Below are 17,596 nucleotides of genomic sequence, written 5' to 3'. Positions count from 1 at the left end.
TTACTTCCTACAGGTTGCACCTGAAGCGCGCCAGGTGACACCTCTTTCATCATCTACGTGGCGGGGTTAGTAGTCATGACACAACATGAAAGTACGACGACAGTATTACGAAAGAACAAAAAAGTCTTAATCGCGAGCCTCACCGGCAGTGCCATTGAATGGTTTGACTATTTTCTCTACGGCACAGCAGCCGCGCTGGTGTTTAACAAGATCTTCTTCCCGATGGTCGACCCGGTCATTGGATTGATTCTTTCCTATCTCTCATTCTCATTAACCTTTTTCATCCGCCCTATTGGCGGAGTTATCTTCGCCCACATCGGGGACCGTATCGGGCGTAAAAAGACACTGGTGTTAACCCTGTCGCTGATGGGGGGTGCAACCGTGATGATTGGTCTGCTGCCGACCTACGAGATGATTGGCATGTGGGCGCCTGCCTTGCTGATCCTGATGCGTATTATTCAGGGGATGGGGATCGGCGGTGAATGGGGTGGCGCGCTGTTGCTGGCTTACGAATATGCACCGGAAAAACGCAAAGGTTTCTTCGGCAGTATTCCCCAGGCAGGCGTGACCATCGGAATGCTGATGGCGACCTTTATCGTGTCGCTGATGACGCTGTTCAGCGAGGAGGATTTCCTCTCCTGGGGCTGGCGTATTCCGTTCCTGTTAAGCTCCGTGCTAGTGCTGATTGGCCTGTGGATCCGTAAAGATATCGACGAAACGCCTGATTTTAAAAAGGTGAAAAAATCGGGCCAGGTTGCCAAAGCACCGCTGCGCGAGACGCTGAAACACCACTGGCGCGAAGTGCTGATCGCCGCAGGGCTGAAGGTTGTCGAGACGGCACCTTTCTATATCTTCTCCACCTTCGTGGTCAGCTACGCCACCACCACCCTGACCTTCCAGAAATCTCAGGCTCTGGAGGCAGTCACGCTGGGTGCACTGGTGGCGACCATCATGATCCCGCTAATGGGGCTGCTGTCTGACAAAATCGGTCGTCAGCGGATGTATGCGGTAAGCGTCTTTATCCTCGGCTTGTTTATCGTGCCGTGGTTTATGTTGCTCAATACCGGCACAACCTGGGGCATCGTGACTGCCACAGTTATCGCCTTTGGCGTGTTGTGGGCACCGGTGACCGCCGTGCTGGGCACCCTGTGTTCCGAAATTTTCAGCGCCAACGTCCGCTACACAGGTATAACGCTGGGTTATCAGTTAGGCGCTGCGCTGGCGGGTGGTACTGCCCCGCTGATCGCCACCGGTCTGCTGGCGAAATACGATGGTGACTGGGTACCCGTAGCCTGGTATCTGGCCGTCACCGTAGTGATTTCATTGATCGCCATCTTCTGTGCCAGCCGCGTGACACGTGGCCCGGCCATCCAGGCACAACCTAACGAGATGTGATCCTCAGGCGGCCCCTCTCGCGGGCCGCTCTTTTTCCTTACCCGCCCAATCAACAAACAATTAACATACGATAATCATATTCACTTGAATTATGATTTGCGTCAGCAGTAGAATCATTAGCCCACTAACTATTCAACATTTCCAAAGGTAAACGACGTTATGCGCCTGCCTCAACGCGATCCTTATGCTCCTCGCGAGTGGCAGCCACACGAGAAACCCGCCCTGCTGGGTTCACCCTCTACGCCACTCCACAGCACGCCCCGGCGTATTGCTTATGGCGTTGTCGGTTTACTGGTCTGTTTGACCGGGGCTCTGGGAAATGCGGTTGTCACCGCTAACTTGCAGAACTTACAAGGTACGTTTGCCGCATGGTCGACCGAAATCGCCTGGCTGCCGGCCGTGTACGTCATGACCAACGTTTCCATCAACCTGCTGCTGGTGAAATTTCGCCAACAGTACGGTCTGCGGGCGTTTACCGAAGGGTTTCTGGTGCTGTATGTGTTGGTCACCTTTTTCCACCTGTTTGTGAACGACCTCAGCTCTGCGCTGATGGTGCGCGCCGCGCACGGTATGGTGGCCGCGGCGCTCAGCTCTCTGGGGATTTACTACCAGATCCAGGCCTGGCCCGCGAAGCATCGCCTGAAAGCGCTGACCATCGGCATCACCGGCTCTTCACTCGCCATCCCGATTGCCCGCCTCTTCTCTACCGAGCTGCTACAGCTGGATGAGTGGCGCGGTCTCTATTTCTTCGAGCTTGGCCTGGCGCTGATATCCCTGGCCTGCGTGATGGCACTGAAACTCCCGCCAGGCGATCGCAAAAAGGTCTTTGAAAAGAAGGATTTTATTACCTTTATCCTGCTTGCTCCGGGGATGGCGTTGCTGTGTGCCGTGCTCTCTTTAGGCCGCCTCGACTGGTGGTTTGAAGCGCCGTGGATCGGTTGGTCGCTGGCGTTGTCGCTGGTGCTTATTGTGTCGGCTATCGTTTTCGAACATAACCGCAGCAACCCTTTGCTCAACACCCGCTGGCTCTCGAGCGGCAGTATTGTTCGCCTGGGACTGATCATGCTACTGATCCGCATTGTGCTGGCGGAACAGAACACTGGGGTGATCGGCTGGCTCCAGTATGTCGGTTTGCAAAACGAACAGATGACGCATCTGGCATGGTCCATTTTTGCCGGGATCGGATGTGGGATTGCTGCCAGTTGCCTGACAATCAAGCCCACTAAGCTTGCCTGGCCGATTATCACCTCGCTGGTGCTGATGATAGTCGCGTCTTTACTGGACAGCCAGTCTACTAACCTTACCCGCCCGGATCAGCTGATGCTGAGCCAGTTCCTTTTAGGCTTTAGCAGCGCATTTTTCCTGGCACCGGCGATGCTGGCAGGGATTGGCGGCGTAATTGCCGACCCGCGTAACCTGGTCAGTTTTTCCGTGCTGTTCGGCATGAGCCAGAACATCGGCGGCTTGTTAGGCTCCGCCATCCTGGGGACCTTCCAGACCTGGCGCGAGAAATATCACTCCAGCCTGCTTGCCGACCAGCTCACCACGCTTAACCCACTGGTCAACGACCGTATTCAGGCATACAGCCAGTTGTACCAAAACCAAATCGGCGACAGCGCCTTACTGGGCACACAAGCGATTACCCAGCTTCAGACGGTCACAACCCTTGAGGCAAACATTCTGGCGTACAACGACACCTACCTGCTCACGGCGAGCATTGCCGCCGCCACGCTGGTGTGGATTTTATGGCGCTTGTTGCGCCTGCGCATAACCGCCCGTATGGCATTGAAAAAAGCCACTGGTAACAAATAATTGAGATAAACAAATGATGTTTCTGGAGATGTTATGAGTCAGCAGGATGCCGCCAGCGGGCAGGCGAATACCCGCAAAAATGTGCGCATTGTTTCTGTTTTTACCGCGGCGGCCATCGGCATCGTCGGGGTTTTGGTTATCCTGTATGCCTGGCAGTTGCCGCCGTTTACGCGCAGCTCGCAGTTTACCGATAACGCCTACGTGCGCGGCCAGACAACCTTTATCAGCCCGCAGGTGAACGGCTATATCACCGAAGTGAAGGTACAGGACTTTGTGCAGGTCAAAAAAGGCGACCTGCTGTTGCAAATTGATGACCGCATTTATCGCCAGCGCGTGCATCAGGCGCAGGCACAGCTGGCGATGAAAATTGCCGCGCTGAATAACAACCTGCAACAGCGTAAAAGCGCCGAGGCGGTGATTGCGCGTAACGATGCGGCGCTGAAAAACGCCCGCGCCCAGAGCCTGAAGACCCAGGCAGATTTAAAGCGCGTGAAGGATTTAACGGCAGACGGCTCGCTCTCCATTCGTGAACGCGATGCCGCGCTGGCGAGCGCTGCACAAGGCAGTGCGGATATCGACCAGGCAAAAGCAACGCTTGAGATGTCGCGTCAGGATTTGCAGACGGTGATCGTCAATCGCGGATCGCTGGAAGCCGATGTCGAGAACGCCAAAGCCGCCCTTGAACTTGCACAAATCGACCTGCAAAACACTCGCATCGTCGCCCCGCGCGACGGGCAGCTTGGGCAAATCGCCGTGCGCCTGGGGGCCTATGTCACCGCAGGCACGCACCTCACCACGCTGGTTCCGCCGCAGCACTGGGTGATTGCCAACATCAAAGAGACGCAGCTGGCGAATCTTCGTGTCGGGCAATCGGTGAAATTCACCGTCGATGCCTTAAACGACAAGGCCTATCAGGGCCGGGTTGAGAGCATCTCTCCGGCTACGGGTGTCGAATTCAGCGCCATTACGCCGGATAACGCCACGGGTAACTTTGTGAAGATTGCCCAGCGTATTCCGGTGCGCATCGAAGTCCTCGGCAAACCTGAAGAGTCAGCGTTATTACGCCCAGGGATGTCCGTGCAGGTGACCATCGACACCCGGGAGGCGAAACAATGACGCTTCGCCCGATTGCAGGTTTGCTGCTGGCTTTACTGCTGGCAGGCTGCCAGTCCGTAGATGTCGCCCCGGCCAAATCGTCACTGCACATCCCTTCCCAATGGCGTGCTGAAGCTGGCCCCGCCAGCCCGGCGGAGCAGCTCTGGTGGCGCAATTTTCACGATAATCATCTGAACCGCTATGTCGATGAAGCGCTGAAGAATAACAGTGATGTATTAATTGCCCGCGAGCGCATTAACGAATATCAGGCACGCGTCTACGCAGCCGACGGCAGCCTGTTCCCGTCGCTGGATGCCGGTGTGACCGGTGCGCGGGCGCGTTCGCAGTCTGCCGCGACCGGGCTGCCCATCTATAGCACGCTGTATAAAGGTAGCCTCACTGCCAGTTATGATGTGGATCTCTGGGGAGTGAATCGCAGTACCGCCAGAGCAGTTGAAGCCTCTCTTGAGGCACAAAAAGCGGCGGCCGCCGCAGCCGACCTGACCGTGGCCTCGTCGGTGGCATCGGGTTATGTCACCCTGTTGTCTCTTGATGAACAGCTTCGCGTGACAGAAGACACGCTTAAATCCCGTGAACAGGCCTTTAAACTGGCAACCCGACAGTATCAGACAGGCTACAGCTCACGGCTGGAGCTGATGCAGTCGGATTCGGAGTTACGCTCGACGCGGGCGCAGGTCCCGCTTTTGCAGCACCAGATTGCGCAGCAGGAAAACGCCCTGAGTCTGTTGCTTGGCAGTAACCCTGGCAGCGTGGCGCGCAGCGAGAATTTTGAATCTCTTACGCCGCTGCACTTACCCTCACAACTGCCCTCAACATTACTCAACCGCCGTCCGGACATTGTTCAGGCCGAACGACAGCTTCTTGCTTCCGACGCCACGCTTGCCGCCTCGCGCGCCAGTCTGTTGCCGTCGATCAACCTGACCGCCAGCGGATCGGTACAGGATCGTACGTTATCCGGCCTGCTGGATAACCCGCTGCAACTCTGGAGCGTGGGCGGCAGTATTCTGGCCCCTATCCTTAACCGCCAGGCGCTGAATGCCCAGGTTGATATTTCCCAGTCGCAGCGCAACCAGGCGCTGTATAGCTATGAACAAACGGTACGTAACGCCTTTCGCGAGGTGAACGACAGTCTGGATGCGATTACGCACTATCAGGAACAGCTGACAGAGCTTCAGGCGCAGCAGGATGTGGCGCAGGAAACGTTACGGATCGCGCAAAACCGCTATAACAACGGCTATTCTTCCTATCTGGATGTGCTGGATGCTCAGCGAACGTTGTTCTCGGTACAAACGAGTGTGGTGCAGGTGAAAAATAACCTGCTGCTGGCGCAGATAGATTTGTATAAAGCGCTGGGCGGCGGATGGGTCAGTGCCTGAAAACCTGCCCGGTGGCGCTTTGCTTACCGGGCCAACCGACGATTACCCCTCAGGAGTCAGTCTATGCAACAACAGTGGTCTGCCGTAGATAATTTCATGATTTCTTGTCTTATACCTCAGGATGACGTGCTTCAGCAGATACTTGAAAATAATAAACGCGCCGGGCTACCGGAACATGATGTCGCTGCCAATCAGGGGCAGCTTCTGGCGCTGTTTGTCCGCATGACGCAGGCAAGGCGCGTTCTGGAAATCGGCACTCTGGGTGCATACAGTTCAATCTGGATGGCGCGCGCTCTGCCAGCTGACGGGCAGCTCATCACTCTGGAAGCAGACCCGACACATGTCGATGTCGCCCGACAGAATATTCATCTGGCAGGTCTGGACACGCGTATCACCTTGATTGAAGGCCCTGCGTTGACATCACTTGAAAAGCTGGGTGATGTTCTGCCGTTTGATCTGATCTTTATTGATGCCGACAAGCCAAATAACCCGGGTTATCTGGAGTGGGCGCTGCACTATTCCCGCCCGGGCACGTTGATTATCGGCGATAACGTGGTACGCGACGGCGAAGTGATTAACGGGCAAAGCGACGACGCGCGTGTACAGGGTGTGCGACGGTTTATTGAGATGATTGGGGATAACCCACGTTTAACCGCCACCGCATTGCAAACAGTGGGGGTTAAGGGGTGGGATGGGTTTACGCTGGCGATGGTGAATGGGTGAAGGTCTGTGCGGCCTGATACCCTCACCCCGGCCCTCTCCCACAGGGCTGAGGGATCCCCACAAAAAATACGAGCACGTACGGCTCCCTCTCCCTGTGGGAGAGGGTTGGGGTGAGGGGGAACATACAGCTCAGGTGGTCATTCCGTTCACTTTACGTTCCTTGCTACTCTGTCACCCCATAACACGTGAACGTGCCAGGGTGGCTCACCGCCACCACCCTGGCGACCCGGGCTCCCGGCAAGAAAATCGCCGCTTCGCGGTGACCCTCAGCTTATTCCTTCCGGCTTTCGGGTCGGGCGCGATGCAGCGTCCATGCAAGTCGCGCCCTCTCGGCGCATCCCTGCGCCTCGCCCCGGCCTACAGGAAACGCTTCGGCGATTTTCAGCCGGACCATGGCGCAGCGGTAAGCCTTTTATTTCAATGGCGTAATGTCATCGCTGAATAAAGACAAACATTACTGGGGAACCCTTAGTCCACAGGGAGAGAGTGAAACACTTTTTAACCTGAAATCTGCTCCATCGCCTGCAAAATACGCTTATCCGAGATCGGATACGGCGTACCCAGTTGCTGCGCGAAGAAGCTAACGCGTAATTCCTCAATCATCCAGCGGATCGCCTGAACGTCTTCATCGTCACGGCGGGCTGGCGGCAGTTTGTTGAGCCACTGCTGCCAGGCCTGCTGTACGCTTTCCACTTTCAGCATTTGCGCGCGGTCGCGATGCGGATCCACCGCCAGCTTCTCAAGGCGTTTTTCAATCGCCAGCAGATAGCGCAGCGTGTCTCCCAGACGCTTAAAGCCGTTGCCCGTAACAAAACCACGGTACACCAGCCCCGCCATCTGGGCTTTTACGTCCGACAACCCCAGTGCCATAGTCATATCCACGCGCCCTTTCAGACGTTTGTTGATATTGAACACGGCCGTCAGGATCTGCTCTACCTGTTTGGCAATCTCGACCACGGTGTCATTCAGCTCTGCGCGCACTTTCTCGTGCAGCTTCGCAAACGCCTCTTCCGTCCACACCGGGCCGCCCGCCTCGTCGATAAGCTTATCCACGCCGCAGGAGATGCAGTCGTCAATCAGATCCAGCACCTTACCGTACGGGTTAAAGTAGAGGCCCAGCTTGGCTTTGTTCGGCAGTTTTTCGTGCAGATACTTAATCGGCGACGGAATGTTCAACAGCAGCAGGCGGCGTAAACCGCGCCACATCATCTGCTGCTGCTCCAGCGGATTATCGAACAGCTTAATCGCGACACTGTCACGTTCATCCACCAGCGCAGGCCAGGCCTTCACCTTGTAGTTTCCGCGTTTCTGCTCGTAGCTTTCCGGCAGTTGACCGAAGCTCCAGATATGCAACCCGCTCTGCTCGATACCGTCATCGGCCACGGCAGACAGGGTTTCCTGCACCTTACCTTTGAGCGCATCTTTCAGCTCCGCCAGGGAACGCCCTTCCTGGAGTTTTCTGTTTTTATCGTCCACCACGCGGAAGCTGATTTTCAGGTGATCGGGCACCTGATCCCAGTTCCAGTCGTCGCGGTCGATGGTCGTGCCGGTCATACGTCGGAATTCACGTTCCAGCGATTCCAGCAGCGGCAGCTCCAGCGGCGTAACACGGCCTAAAAACGCTTCGGCATAGTTTGGCGCAGGGACGAAGTTACGACGCACCGGTTTTGGCAGCGATTTAATCAGGGCAATCACCAGCTCACGACGCAGGCCGGGGATCTGCCACTCAAAACCACTTTCATCCACCTGGTTTAACAGCGGCAGCGGGATATGCACGGTTACCCCGTCAGCGTCTGCACCTGGCTCAAACTGGTAGGTCAAACGCAGCTTCAGGTTGCCCTGATGCCAGAAGTTCGGGTAGTCCAGCTTGCTGACCGACTCCGCCCCTTCTTTGATCAACATGCTCTTTTCAAAGTTGAGCAGGTCTGGCGTCTCTTTACTGGCTTTCTTCCACCAGCTGTCGAAGTGGCACGCAGAAATCACGTCATGGCTGATGCGCTGGTCATAAAATTCGAACAACGCATCGTCATCCACCAGAATGTCGCGGCGGCGGGATTTGTGCTCAAGTTCTTCCACTTCAGCGCGCAGTTTCAGGTTTTCACGGAAGAACGCGTGGCGCGTCTGCCAGTCACCTTCAACCAGCGCATGACGAATAAACAGCTCGCGGCACAGCGCCGGGTCAATCTGGCTGTAGTTAACCTTACGCGCCGCCACGACCGGCAGGCCATAAACGGTCACTTTTTCGGTCGCCATGACCGCGCCCTGCGCGCGCTCCCAGTGCGGTTCACTGTAGGAGCGTTTCAGCAGGTGCTGGGCAACCGGCTCAACCCATTCAGGATCGATACGGGCGGCAATACGCCCCCACAGACGGCTGGTTTCCACCAGTTCGGCCACCATCGTCCACTTTGGCGGTTTTTTGAATAAACCAGAGCCAGGGAAGATGGAGAAACGGGCGTTCCGCGCACCGGTAAACTCCTGCTTATCGGCGTCTTTCATCCCGATATGGGACAGCAGGCCCGTCAGCAGTGAAATATGAATTTCGCGGTATTCGGCCGGCTCGCTGTTCACCGGGATACCCAGCTCTTTCACCACCTGGCGCAACTGGGTGTAGATATCCTGCCACTCACGTACGCGCAGATAGTTAAGGAAATCAACCCGGCACTGACGACGGAACTGATTAGACGACAGTGCTTTCTGTTGCTCGCCCAGATAGTTCCACAGGTTCACAAAAGCGAGGAAATCAGACTCTTTGTCGTGGAAACGGCGGTGTTTCTCATCGGATGCCTGCTGTTTATCCATCGGACGCTCGCGCGGATCCTGAATGGAGAGCGCCGAGGTAATGATCATCGCTTCACGCACACAGCCATGTTTTTGCGCTTCCAGCACCATACGTGCCAGGCGCGGGTCAACCGGCAACTGGCTGAGCTGACGCCCCTGCGGGGTCAGTTTATACGCCGATGCCTGTTCGTCAGTGGTGATGGCACCTAACTCTTCCAGCAGGCGCACGCCGTCCTGAATGTTACGTTTATCCGGTGCTTCCACAAACGGGAACGCGGCAATATCGCCCAACCCTAACGCGGTCATTTGCAGAATGACGGACGCCAGGTTGGTACGCAGGATCTCCGGATCGGTAAACTCCGGGCGCGAGAGGAAATCGTCTTCAGAGTAAAGACGAATACAGATCCCTTCCGATACGCGGCCGCAACGCCCTTTACGCTGATTCGCAGAGGCCTGGGAAACCGGTTCAATCGGCAGGCGCTGCACTTTCGTGCGGTAGCTGTAGCGACTGATACGCGCCGTACCCGGGTCGATAACGTATTTAATGCCTGGCACGGTCAGTGACGTTTCCGCCACGTTGGTTGCCAGCACGATGCGACGCCCGCTGTGCGCCTGGAATACGCGGTTTTGCTCGCTGTTCGACAGACGGGCATACAGCGGCAGGATCTCGGTGTGGCGCAGGTCACGCTTGCTTAGCGCGTCGGCGGTATCACGGATTTCGCGCTCGCCGCTCATAAAGATCAGGATATCACCCGCGCTTTCGTTCCCCAGCTCATCGACGGCATCGAAAATAGCCTGCAACTGGTCTCGCTCGGTATCATCCGCCTCTTCAACAATCGGGCGATAACGCACTTCCACCGGGAAAGTACGGCCAGAAACTTCGATAATCGGTGCATTGTTAAAATGCTTCGAGAAACGTTCCGGGTCGATGGTCGCGGAAGTAATGATGATTTTCAGATCCGGGCGGCGCGGCAGCAGCTCTTTCAGATAACCGAGCAGGAAGTCGATATTCAGGCTGCGTTCGTGCGCTTCATCGATGATGATGGTGTCGTATTGCATCAGCAGACGATCCTGCTGGATTTCCGCCAGCAGAATACCGTCCGTCATCAGCTTCACCATGGTGTTGTCGCTGACGTGATCGCTGAATCGCACCTTGTAACCGATGCAACCGCCCGGCTCCGTTTGCAGCTCTTCGGCAATACGGTTCGCCACGGTACGCGCCGCCAGACGACGCGGCTGCGTATGGCCAATCAGCCCTTTCACCCCACGCCCCAGCTCCATACAGATTTTAGGCAGCTGCGTGGTTTTCCCTGAACCCGTTTCCCCGGCGACGATCACGACCTGGTTGTCACGCACAGCGTTGAGGATGTCCTGTTTCTTCTGGCTGACAGGCAGGTTTTCCGGGTATGTGATCGCCGGACGCGCGGCTTCGCGCAGCACGACTTTCCCTGCTGCCTGTTCAATCTCTTGCGCCATCTCCTGGTAAATGGCCTGTTGTGCATCAGGATTTTTAACCTTCTTCACGCCATGCAGACGGCGGGCAAAACGCTGTTTGTCCCGCAGCATCAGGGAATCGAGCTGTTGCAGGAGCATCGGGAAGGATAATTTTTGTTGTTCTGTCATAGCGTTAACGGGCAGTGCTCTGCCTGGTAAAATCTCATTTTAATGATTGGTATAGATTACCACATCGCGGCTTTGGTCGCCTTATTCAAAAAAATCGAACATAGGATTCGATATATTGCGCTATCCCTGCGACAGGATTGTGAATAGAGTGTCAACAAGCAACGGGGCAACCCCCTTCAATCAAATGCACAACAGGAATCACCCATGAGCAAAGTATTAGTTTTGAAATCCAGTATTCTGGCAGGGTACTCTCAGTCTGGTCAGCTGTCCGACTATTTCGTTGAACAGTGGCGTGAACAGCATTCCGCTGACGAAATCACCGTGCGTGACCTGGCGGCGAACCCGATCCCTGTGCTGGACGGCGAACTGGTTGGCGCACTGCGTCCGAGCGATGCTCAGCTGACTCCACGTCAGCAGGAAGCGCTGGCGCTGTCTGATGAGCTGATTGCTGAACTGCAAGCTCACGACGTTATCGTGATCAACGCCCCAATGTACAACTTCAACATCCCAACCCAGCTGAAGAACTACTTCGACCTGGTGGCGCGTGCTGGCGTAACCTTCCGTTACACCGAAAAAGGCCCTGAAGGTCTGGTGAAAGGCAAACGTGCGGTTGTGCTGACCAGCCGTGGTGGTATCCATAAAGATACCGCAACTGACCTGGTGACCCCATACCTGAGCGTTTTCCTGGGCTTCATCGGTATCACCGACGTGAACTTCGTGTTCGCTGAAGGTATCGCTTACGGTCCAGAAGTGGCGACCAAAGCACAGTCTGACGCGAAAGCCGCCATCGACGGTTTCGTAGCAGCATAAGGTTTAGCCCTCTCACCGCCAGGTGGGAGGGTTTTTATTTTCCCCCGTATTTCGCTATCATCCGCTCCCACTCTAAAGCCGGGTAGCCTGATGTCTGTCATTGTCGATAATTTTATTGCCCCACCTTGTCTCGATGAGATAGAGATCCTCTGGCAGGACGAGCACATTGTACTTATCAATAAACCTTCCGGTTTGCTTAGTCTTTCAGGTAAAAATCCGCAGAACCTCGATTCCGTCCATTACCGGCTGGTTAAAATTTTCCCTGGCTGCACGCTGGTGCATCGCCTGGATTTCGGCACATCCGGATTAATGGTGATCGCCCGCAATAAAGCCATCAACGCGGCGCTTTGCCACCAGTTCAGCCAGCGTGCCGTCAGCAAGGTATATACCGCCCTGCTTTGCGGGCATATGGAAGATGATGAAGGGGTAATCGATGCGCCGATTGCCAAAGATCCGGCGCTGTTCCCACTGATGTCGATTTGCGCTGTCAACGGCAAACCGGCCCGCTCCCGATATCGGGTTATCGCGCGTTTTTATCAGGGTACGGAACTGCCGTTAACGCGGGTTGAGCTTATCCCGGAAACCGGGCGCACCCACCAGTTGCGCATCCACTGCCAGCAGACAGGACACCCTATTTTAGGCTGTGATTTGTACGGAGGACTTACATTGCCAGGCACTGAAAGTACCGCGAGGCTGATGCTACACGCCAGTGGACTGGATTTTGTTCATCCGGTCACAGGGGAATTGATAAAGGCGCGTAACGCCAGCCCGTTTTAGATAAGGCTTACCACATCAAATCGTCAGGGATTTTGAAATCTGCATACGGATCGTCTTCATCTTCCGCTTCCTGACTCAACGCGCTGTTCAGCACAATGCTGTCCGCATCACGCTGGGCAATTTTATCGGCGACAACCGCCGGGATAATCGCGTATTCACAGTCACCGTTGGCGTTGATCACCAGGCGCGCAATGGCGAGGCGGCCGTTAATCAGCTGCGTCTGGGTTTGCTTATCCACCTCAATCTTTTTGATCAGATTGCCGTCGGTGAAGTTAAAGGTGATATTGCCTCTTGAGACTGAAATTCGGTTCATTTCAATCAACTGCTTGACCTGAGCTTTAAACTCTTTCGCTAACACAGCCTGTTTCTGTTGCTCGCTCAGCTGCTTATCACGCTCGATCTGCGCTTTTTTGTTCTCTTCTACCGCTTCTCTCGCCTCGCGAGCCTGGACGCGTGATTTTTTTGCCGTGCGCTGGACTTTGGCCATTTTCTTGCTGGTCACTAAGCCTGCTTTCAGCATCTGCTCTTGTAAGGTGAGTTTTGTCATGTTCGTTTCTAAACCGGTTGGAGAATTTCGGGAGATTATACAGGGGATCGGTCAGCGAGTGCCACGTCGGAGGCGTTGATCGGAGGCGTAGATGGCCAAAAACCGGCCAGCAGAACTTGTTCAGGAGATCACAGCAAATGAAAAATCATCAGCAATGCACCATATATCACTGCAGTGCTTAGCAGACACATTAAATATGTCCCCAGAACCTTTTGGTTTTTTAAATAAGATTGCTGATCCAGCTTCTCTCTTATCGTTCCTTTTCCAGCTTTATGATTCATTCCGTTATTCATGGTTTGCTTCAACAATAGTTTAAGAGGAACACAAAACACACCAGACCCCACGCATTGCCACGCTCTGTTAAACAGCATGATAATATATTGTTGAATTGTTAAAAGTTAATTCTGGTGATATTTTTATACGTTTAAATAAGCCAGTCAAAAAAGACAATCCAAATAAATGACGCCTCCAGCAATCAATTAACCACACAAACAACAACACCTGTCGCGTAATTCCAGTGTAAAAAACTGGTGCGCTCACTCGTCAAAAATCTTAACCCCAGGTTATTACTTAAGCGGTGTGATTTTCACGCCTGACGATCTGCAAAAGAGGCGACGTGCGCAGGCTGTCATCACGCTTATTCTCCTTCTTTCCATTCTGGGATATATTATGAACCCCACTCTTTTTAGCAGGTAACATTGGCTATGGCTTTGATCCCCAAAAACTACGCGCGACTGGAAAGCGGCTATCGTGAAAAAGCGCTTAAAATCTACCCTTGGGTATGCGGGCGTTGTTCGCGGGAGTTTGTCTATTCAAACCTGCGCGAACTGACGGTGCACCACATCGATCACGACCATACCAACAATCCAGAAGACGGCAGTAACTGGGAGCTGTTGTGTCTGTTTTGCCACGACCACGAACACTCTAAGTACACCGAAGCTGACCAGTACGGCACCACCGTTGTGGCGGGTGAAGACGCGCAAAAAGATGTCGGCGAGGCAACCTATAATCCCTTCGCTGATTTAAAGGCGATGCTCAATAAGAAAAAATAATATCGCGTGTTGCGTTCGTCGGCCCATCCTGGGGGGAGAGGAAAATAGAACTCCCTGCCGGGCCGTTCCGGTAGCCACATCCCGTTGGTGCAGCCAGCTCAACGGGACGAGATCCCGCATTATCCCGCCTCAATACTGCTTTACCTTCATACTTTTTAAATAATTGAATAATCCCCTCAGCGAACGTTTAAAGGCGGCATGTTTTTTGTTTGTGCTATCTCGACATCCCTCAGACCATGGTCTAATGTGATGAATAGTAGAATTTTATTGTAGCTGTGGATGCTTCTCGTGCGTTTTTGGGTTGGTTGGAAAAAAAACATATCGATGTTTAATTAACGCCATTAAACGAGTAAAAAAAGACAGATAACAATATGAAAATTTATAACTCACGCTATAGTAAGTTAATAAAACTACTGGATTTTTTTACGGTCAACATTCTGGTTTTTACCTATTTAACGTATTTTTATACTGACCCCACTACGGCCAGCGCGCTGCTGGGCATCATCTTTTCATTGGTATTTATTCGTATTAATGAATATTTTCATCTTTACACCGGAGAACTGAAAGGTCGTTATTTTACTAAGTCACTGGCTCTCATTTTAAGCGTCTCCCTGAGCAGTATTGTCTCGTTTTTATTTTTCGCAATTGCCGAAAAACTTATCAATAAGCAACCCGTGGAGAATTTTATCCTGCTGGCCGAGAGTCTGGCAAAATGTTCGGTGTTTATATTTTTAATTGTATTCCTGGTCCGTGTAATCAGTTCTTATTATCTCTTTAACTCGCCGTTACGCGTTGCGATCCTTGGCATTACACCAGCGGGCCTGGCCATTAAAAACGCGCTACAAAAAGAGTATTCGCAGCGTGGCTTCACCATTACCTATTTTGAAGACCGCAACAACCAGCGCGAAAGCGCGCTTACCGGCATCGAACGTCACGGCACCCGCAGCGATCTGCTGGCTCTGGCGAAAGCAGGCGAAATCGACGAAATTTATATTGCGCTGCCCATGGTCGCCCGCCAGCGCATCAAGCAGTTTCTCAACGAATTCTCGGACACGACCGTGGATGTGTTTCTGGTGCCGGATCTGTTCTCATACAGCCCGCATATTTCCCAGCTACGCATGTTCGGTAACCTGCAAACCATCAGTATCTTCACCTCCCCGTTTGACGGCGAAGGGGCCATCATCAAGTACATCGAAGATATGATCCTTGGGTTCTTCTTTACCCTGATCAGCCTGCCGGTCATGATCCTGGTGGCTATTGGTATCAAAGTCACCTCCCCCGGCCCGATTCTGTTTAAACAGACCCGCTATGGCCTGAACGGTAAGCAAATCGAGGTGTGGAAATTCAGAACTATGCGGGTAATGGAGAATAGCACCATCGTGACGCAGGCAACCCGCAACGATCCGCGAATTACCCGGTTTGGTGCATTTTTGCGTAAAACCTCACTCGATGAGCTACCACAGTTTTTCAACGTCCTTCAGGGACGGATGTCGATTGTCGGCCCACGCCCGCACGCGGTGGCGCATAACGAGCAGTATCGCGTACTGGTCGAAAACTACATGATTCGCCATAAGGTAAAACCGGGGATAACAGGGCTGGCGCAAATCAACGGTTTCCGTGGCGAAACCGATACGCTGGATAAAATGGCAAAGCGCATTCAGTTCGACCTGGACTATATCCAGTCGTGGTCGCTGTTCCTCGATCTAAAAATCATAATTTTGACCTTCTTACGGGGCTTTGTGGGAAAAAATGCGTTCTAGGTTCGCTATCCTGGCCGGTCTTCTCTCTGTGCCTTACGCACATGCCGACCTCCAGGCAAAACCGCACACCGGTATCGCTGGCATCGATTTCGAGAGCCAGTTGGGCTATGACATTGGCTACGATGATAACGTGACCTGGCAGCACGACAGCCAGGATGCCATAGGCTCAAGCTACCAGAACATTAAACCTGTTGTGAAAGCGATGGGCGAACGCCAGGACGATCGGTACTTGCTGATGTACTCCGGTGATTATCGTTACTACGACAACGATAGCGCGGATAATCGCAACAACCATTATTTCATGTTCAACGGGAACTGGCGCTTTGGTGACATGCATGGACTGGCGCTTGACCTGGAAGAAACGCTGAGTCATGAAGAGCGCGGACGCGATACCACCGAAGGCTTTTTGCCCACTCAATTTAAAGAATTTGGCATCGATAAGCCTATCGGCACCCGCTTTTTCAACAGCGAGTTACGCTACAGCTACGGTGCGCCAGAGGGTCGCGGGAAGGCAGAACTTGCGCTACAGCATAAGCAACTGCGTTTTCGCGATATCAACAGCATCAAAGATGCCAGTGATGACTTCGGCTACTACATGCGCGATCAGGAGTGGCATGAAGACAGCCTGGTGGCCGACGTGTTCGACCAGAAAGCAAAAACGCTCCGCTACCGCTACAGCTTTATTACTAATCAGCGGCGTTACGAGCTCAATGAGCTGAAAGACAGCAATGAGTATTACCTGTTGTTCGGTATGAAAAACCGGCTGACGGGGAAAACGGAGATCAACGCTAACATTGCCTGGCTGTACAAAGAGTTTATCCATAACCCGAATTCGCAGGGTTTTAACGGCCTGAACTGGGATATTACCGCTGACTGGGCGCCGCTCGAGCAAGTTAACGTTAACCTGCACAGCTCGCAGCGAATTAAAGACCCAACCGATTCTGGCGGATATATTCTGGTATCGACGACAGGCATTGGCTACGAACATCACTGGGTGGTGGATCGTTTTTCAACCTTGATCGATTATTCCTATATTACTGAAGATTATAAGCACCAGAGTGATAAGCGAAAAGATACGTCAAACCTGGTGTCGCTGACCTTTAACTATGATTTTCGTCCATCCATTAACTTTAAGCTGAAGCTGCAATGGAACACCATGCACTCCAATAAAGACACGGATACTTTTTATATTGGCCCGGACTACACACATGCAGTTGACCGCACCCTGGGCTATGACGATTCGGCCATTATTTTTATGACGCAGGTACAAATATGACCTTTTTAAACAGGAATCTGGCGATGCTTCCGCTGCTGGCGCTGCTGCTGGCGGGATGCTCAACCCCGCAGCAGACCATCAAAACACAGCCGAATACCGTTTACCTGCTGGACCATGGCGATGAAGTCAATATTAACGTTTCCGGCGAGCAGGATATGTCCATGCGGGTAAAAATCGATAACAGCGGCAACATTAATTACCCGTTTATTGGCGTGATGCAACTTAAAGGCAAATCTCCTGAACAGGTCAGTAAAGAGATTGCTGATAAGCTGCGCGGTAACTACCTGAAAAATCCGATGGTCACCGTAAGCGTCGCCGAATACCGCAAAGTGTACCTGTTGGGTGAAGTGAAAAAACCGGATGGCTACGCCTGGGAGCCAGGCTTAACGGCGGAAAAAGCCATTGCGCTGGCGGGTGGTTTTACCGATCGCGCTGATCGAAAGGATATTCAAGTTAGACAGTCTGGCAGCGGGCAGCTGCTGAACAACGTCGCCGCAGACTCCGCCATCCAGGCTGGAGATACCATCATTATTGGCATGAGCTTCTTCTAA

At 53.4% G+C, this 17,596-nt stretch carries 13 protein-coding genes; 11 read left to right on the top strand and 2 right to left on the bottom strand.

Annotated elements, in window-relative coordinates; all coding sequences use genetic code 11:
• Positions 1 to 75 precede the first annotated feature (75 nt).
• From F3J30_RS00375 to F3J30_RS00355, 5 genes are all read left to right on the top strand, one after another.
• The gene (locus F3J30_RS00375; protein ID WP_166715250.1) at positions 76 to 1,395 is read left to right on the top strand and encodes an MFS transporter; all 1,320 of its coding nucleotides are present in this window, start codon (positions 76 to 78) and stop codon (positions 1,393 to 1,395) included.
• A gap of 165 nt (positions 1,396 to 1,560) precedes the next feature.
• On the top strand, positions 1,561 to 3,207 hold the full coding sequence (locus F3J30_RS00370; RefSeq protein WP_211053111.1) for an MFS transporter: 1,647 nt from the start codon (positions 1,561 to 1,563) through the stop codon (positions 3,205 to 3,207).
• A 33-nt stretch (positions 3,208 to 3,240) separates the two neighbouring features.
• Positions 3,241 to 4,323, top strand: coding sequence for an HlyD family secretion protein (locus tag F3J30_RS00365; RefSeq protein ID WP_166715248.1), 1,083 nt, complete (start codon positions 3,241 to 3,243; stop codon positions 4,321 to 4,323).
• The gene (locus tag F3J30_RS00360) at positions 4,320 to 5,699 is read left to right on the top strand and encodes an efflux transporter outer membrane subunit (RefSeq protein WP_166715247.1); all 1,380 of its coding nucleotides are present in this window, start codon (positions 4,320 to 4,322) and stop codon (positions 5,697 to 5,699) included. Before F3J30_RS00365 ends, F3J30_RS00360 begins: the two co-directional genes overlap by 4 nt.
• Positions 5,700 to 5,762: 63 nt before the next feature.
• Positions 5,763 to 6,422 carry an O-methyltransferase gene (locus F3J30_RS00355; RefSeq protein WP_166715246.1) on the top strand — a complete coding sequence of 220 codons (660 nt, stop codon included), beginning with the start codon at positions 5,763 to 5,765 and terminating at the stop codon, positions 6,420 to 6,422.
• Positions 6,423 to 6,920: 498 nt separating this feature from the next.
• On the opposite strand, the gene hrpA is transcribed toward F3J30_RS00355, so the two are convergent.
• Complete coding sequence (gene hrpA / locus F3J30_RS00350) at positions 6,921 to 10,823, bottom strand: ATP-dependent RNA helicase HrpA (RefSeq protein WP_166715245.1); 3,903 nt, start codon at positions 10,821 to 10,823, stop codon at positions 6,921 to 6,923.
• A gap of 204 nt (positions 10,824 to 11,027) precedes the next feature.
• Between hrpA and azoR the strand changes: the two genes are divergently transcribed.
• Positions 11,028 to 11,633 carry an FMN-dependent NADH-azoreductase gene (gene azoR, locus F3J30_RS00345; protein WP_014070219.1) on the top strand — a complete coding sequence of 202 codons (606 nt, stop codon included), beginning with the start codon at positions 11,028 to 11,030 and terminating at the stop codon, positions 11,631 to 11,633.
• Positions 11,634 to 11,723: 90 nt separating this feature from the next.
• Positions 11,724 to 12,410 carry an RluA family pseudouridine synthase gene (locus tag F3J30_RS00340; protein WP_166715244.1) on the top strand — a complete coding sequence of 229 codons (687 nt, stop codon included), beginning with the start codon at positions 11,724 to 11,726 and terminating at the stop codon, positions 12,408 to 12,410.
• Between the two features lie 7 nt (positions 12,411 to 12,417).
• Here the strand turns inward: F3J30_RS00340 and F3J30_RS00335 are convergent, their stop codons facing one another.
• Entirely contained in the window at positions 12,418 to 12,957 is a 540-nt protein-coding gene (locus F3J30_RS00335) for a DUF2058 domain-containing protein (RefSeq protein ID WP_166715243.1), read from the bottom strand.
• Positions 12,958 to 13,661: 704 nt separating this feature from the next.
• On the opposite strand from F3J30_RS00335, the gene yajD reads away from it, so the two are divergent.
• The 4 genes from yajD (at position 13,662) to F3J30_RS00315 (ending at position 17,596) form a co-directional block, all read left to right on the top strand.
• The gene (gene yajD / locus F3J30_RS00330) at positions 13,662 to 14,009 is read left to right on the top strand and encodes an HNH nuclease YajD (RefSeq protein WP_014070216.1); all 348 of its coding nucleotides are present in this window, start codon (positions 13,662 to 13,664) and stop codon (positions 14,007 to 14,009) included.
• 371 nt (positions 14,010 to 14,380) lie between these two features.
• Positions 14,381 to 15,769, top strand: a complete 1,389-nt coding sequence (locus tag F3J30_RS00325; protein ID WP_014070215.1) for an undecaprenyl-phosphate glucose phosphotransferase — start codon at positions 14,381 to 14,383, stop codon at positions 15,767 to 15,769.
• Complete coding sequence (locus F3J30_RS00320; protein WP_166715242.1) at positions 15,759 to 17,045, top strand: outer membrane beta-barrel protein; 1,287 nt, start codon at positions 15,759 to 15,761, stop codon at positions 17,043 to 17,045. Before F3J30_RS00325 ends, F3J30_RS00320 begins: the two co-directional genes overlap by 11 nt.
• The gene (locus tag F3J30_RS00315; protein WP_041162061.1) at positions 17,042 to 17,596 is read left to right on the top strand and encodes a polysaccharide biosynthesis/export family protein; all 555 of its coding nucleotides are present in this window, start codon (positions 17,042 to 17,044) and stop codon (positions 17,594 to 17,596) included. The genes F3J30_RS00320 and F3J30_RS00315 overlap by 4 nt, the downstream gene beginning before the upstream one ends.

Source organism: Enterobacter sp. Tr-810 (assembly GCF_011752765.1).
GTDB classification, from domain to species: Bacteria; Pseudomonadota; Gammaproteobacteria; order Enterobacterales; family Enterobacteriaceae; genus Enterobacter; species Enterobacter soli.
The sequence above is the reverse complement of the archived record's forward strand: the minus strand, read 5'-3'. Positions and strand labels throughout refer to the sequence as shown.

What these genes read in the sequence shown, in the direction of transcription:
- F3J30_RS00375 (WP_166715250.1), top strand. Translation starts at nt 76, where the DNA reads ATGACACAACATGAAAGTACGACGACAGTATTACGAAAGAACAAAAAA.
- F3J30_RS00365 (WP_166715248.1), top strand. Translation starts at nt 3,241, where the DNA reads ATGAGTCAGCAGGATGCCGCCAGCGGGCAGGCGAATACCCGCAAAAAT.
- F3J30_RS00360 (WP_166715247.1), top strand. Translation starts at nt 4,320, where the DNA reads ATGACGCTTCGCCCGATTGCAGGTTTGCTGCTGGCTTTACTGCTGGCA.
- F3J30_RS00355 (WP_166715246.1), top strand. Translation starts at nt 5,763, where the DNA reads ATGCAACAACAGTGGTCTGCCGTAGATAATTTCATGATTTCTTGTCTT.
- hrpA (WP_166715245.1), bottom strand. Translation starts at nt 10,823, where the DNA reads ATGACAGAACAACAAAAATTATCCTTCCCGATGCTCCTGCAACAGCTC.
- azoR (WP_014070219.1), top strand. Translation starts at nt 11,028, where the DNA reads ATGAGCAAAGTATTAGTTTTGAAATCCAGTATTCTGGCAGGGTACTCT.
- F3J30_RS00340 (WP_166715244.1), top strand. Translation starts at nt 11,724, where the DNA reads ATGTCTGTCATTGTCGATAATTTTATTGCCCCACCTTGTCTCGATGAG.
- F3J30_RS00335 (WP_166715243.1), bottom strand. Translation starts at nt 12,957, where the DNA reads ATGACAAAACTCACCTTACAAGAGCAGATGCTGAAAGCAGGCTTAGTG.
- yajD (WP_014070216.1), top strand. Translation starts at nt 13,662, where the DNA reads ATGGCTTTGATCCCCAAAAACTACGCGCGACTGGAAAGCGGCTATCGT.
- F3J30_RS00325 (WP_014070215.1), top strand. Translation starts at nt 14,381, where the DNA reads ATGAAAATTTATAACTCACGCTATAGTAAGTTAATAAAACTACTGGAT.
- F3J30_RS00320 (WP_166715242.1), top strand. Translation starts at nt 15,759, where the DNA reads ATGCGTTCTAGGTTCGCTATCCTGGCCGGTCTTCTCTCTGTGCCTTAC.
- F3J30_RS00315 (WP_041162061.1), top strand. Translation starts at nt 17,042, where the DNA reads ATGACCTTTTTAAACAGGAATCTGGCGATGCTTCCGCTGCTGGCGCTG.